Annotated in this window: 4 protein-coding genes; all 4 read left to right on the top strand. The window is 67.6% G+C overall.

What is annotated here, in order from left to right:
• Window positions 1-343: LLM class flavin-dependent oxidoreductase (locus MUO23_02855; protein MCJ7511894.1), on the top strand; the 343-nt coding region annotated here is incomplete at its 5' end.
• A gap of 258 nt (window positions 344-601) precedes the next feature.
• Complete coding sequence (locus tag MUO23_02850; GenBank protein ID MCJ7511893.1) at window positions 602-1078, top strand: prolyl oligopeptidase family serine peptidase; 477 nt, start codon at window positions 602-604, stop codon at window positions 1076-1078.
• A gap of 118 nt (window positions 1079-1196) precedes the next feature.
• Window positions 1197-1844, top strand: coding sequence for a 3'-5' exonuclease (locus tag MUO23_02845; GenBank protein MCJ7511892.1), 648 nt, complete (start codon window positions 1197-1199; stop codon window positions 1842-1844).
• Window positions 1837-2454: hypothetical protein (locus MUO23_02840; protein MCJ7511891.1), on the top strand; the 618-nt coding region annotated here is incomplete at its 3' end. The genes MUO23_02845 and MUO23_02840, both read left to right, overlap by 8 nt.

Raw genomic sequence — 2454 nt, 5'->3', positions numbered from 1 at the left:
GTGGTTCGGCGGGATGGCGCCGGCTGCGCTTCAGCGCATGGCCCGGCTCGGCGATGGGTGGATGACCGCCGCCCGCACGTCAGAAGAGGCCGGCCCATTGCTCGAAAGGCTGCGCGGGTTCCTGGCGAAGTCAGGCCGGGATCCTGCCTCCTTCGGGCTCGAAGCGCGCATCGCCTTCGGGGAAGGTCAAGTGGATGTGTGGAGCAACCGGGTCGACGGCTGGCGGGCAGCCGGGGCTACCCACCTGGCGGTCAATACGATGGGCGCGGGACTGACCTCCGCTCAGGCGCATATCTCAGCAATCCGGCAGTTCGCCGAAGCCGCGGGAGTCCCCGCTGCATGAGGCCGGCCACACTCGAAGGCGTGGCGATCGAGTCGCAAGGCTGCCGCCTATTCGGCGGCATGTACCTCGCCGCTGGCGAGGCCCCGGCGCCCGCGGTCGTCCTGCTGCATAGCCTGCCGGGTCACGAGCAGAACCGGGACCTCGCCCAGTGGCTGCGAGGGCTGGGGACGCACGTGCTGTTCTTCCACTATCGCGGCGCCTGGGGGCTCCGAGGGAACGTACTCTCTAAACCACTGCCTGCCCGACACTCTGGCTGTCCTGGACTTCGTCCTCGCTCGGCCGGATGTCGATCCCGGCCGCCTCGCCGTGGCGGGGTTGAGCCTGGGAGGCTGGGCGGCGTTGGCGGCTGCCTCCCGGCAGCCAGCGGTGCGCGCCGTGGTTGCCATGTCGCCTGTGCTCGATCCTGCCCGCCCGATGGGTGATGAGGGCATGACGCAGGAGCTCTCCGCCGAGTTCGCCTCCCCGCTGCGCGACATTCAGCCTGCCGATCTGCGGCGTGAGTGGCAGGCGCTCACGCCCATCCATGCCCTGGCTCGAACGCTGGCCGACCGGCCGATTCTGCTAATCACCGCCGGTGGCGATCAGCTGTTTCCCCCGCGCCACTACGACGGTGTGGCCGACCTTTCCCCCCGGCTGGATTGGATCCGATTCCCTCGGGCCGACCATGTCTTTTCAGACGTACGCCCGGGGTTGTGTCAGGCTGTGGGCAGCTGGCTACTGGACCAGCTGGCCTGACCAAGCCGGCGAACGGCTGCCTGCGTCGCATCGCCTCACCGGCCTCAGCTGCGGGTACAATCCACCCGATTTCGGGTGCCCGGCGCGGGCCGGGCAGTCGACTTGCGACAAGGTGAAGATGCCTGATACCGCCCTTCCGACCGAGTGCCTGATTTCCGTCGACGTCGAGGCCGCTGGACCGATTCCGGCCCGGTACTCGCTTCTGTCGATCGGCGCCTGCCTGGTGGCTGAACCAGAGCATGGGTTCTATGTCGAGCTACAACCGGTCCAGCGTCGGGCGGACCCGCAGGCGTCGGCGATCCATGGGCTTTCGCTCGAGCGGCTGGCCGCCGAAGGCATGCCGCCCTCCCGGGCGATGGCGGCCTTCGAGACCTGGATACAAACCACCATCGGCGGCGAGCGGGTACCGGTGTTCGTGGGGTTCAATGCCGCCTTCGATTGGATGTTCGTGGCGGACTACTTCCATCGCTACCTGGGACGCAATCCGTTCGGGCACGCTCCGCTCGATATCAAGGCCTACTACATGGGCCTGTCAGGGGGACCCTTCCTGGCAACCTCCCGCCGCCAGCTGGCGGCGCGTTACCCGGACATGCCGCGCCCCGAGCACAACGCCCTTCAGGACGCCCTGGATCAGGCCGAGCTGCTGCGCAGGATGATGGCAGGCCGCAGGCGCCTGCCGGCGGCCGACCCCTTGGCGCCGAACCTGGCCGAGGCCTGGCAGCCCGACGGTTCGTACATCCTGCGCTCTGGAGATCCGCATGAGTGACACGACTGACCCCCAACGCGACCTGATGCGCATCATCGAATCCGCTCGCAGGCTGGGCGTCGAGCTTGATGAGCAGGAGGCCGTCAACTGGTTGACGGCCATGGCAGCCGACAACTCCGGCGGCGATGTCACTTTCGATGTCCGCACCGGCGTCTTCGGCCATCGGGTGAGCATGTTGGACTTCTCTCCACAGGACCTCGAACATTTCCGCCGCATTGGACGCCTGGTGGAATTCCAGGACGAGCCAGGTATCGTCGAGACCGCACTCGCTCTTTCGGGCTCGGCGGCCCAATCCAAGATCCAGAGCTATCCGGGCGACTGCGACTACTTCGAGCGGGTCAACATCCTCGCCGGTACCCGGCAGCAGGCCTGCCAGATCCTGTCCCGACTGATGCGCGACAAAGCCCTGGCGATGGCCTCTGGCCCCGGTTACCAGCTGATCGAGGTCAAGTTCGGCGCCTTCCCCGCAGACCTCATTCGTGCCGGCAAGGTCGTCCGCTCAGGCTCGCCGATCGCCTGGACCCCGGCCGAGATCCGGCAGGGCTGGCTGCAGGCGGCAACCGCGGAAGGAACGCCCGTCCAGGTTCGATGGGAGGAGGTGGCCTCGGAT

It is taken from the genome of Anaerolineales bacterium, assembly GCA_022866145.1.
GTDB lineage: Bacteria > Chloroflexota > Anaerolineae > Anaerolineales > E44-bin32 > PFL42.
This window is presented reverse-complemented; position numbering and strand designations above follow the sequence as displayed.

What these genes read in the sequence shown, in the direction of transcription:
- MUO23_02845 (MCJ7511892.1), top strand. Translation starts at nt 1,197, where the DNA reads ATGCCTGATACCGCCCTTCCGACCGAGTGCCTGATTTCCGTCGACGTC.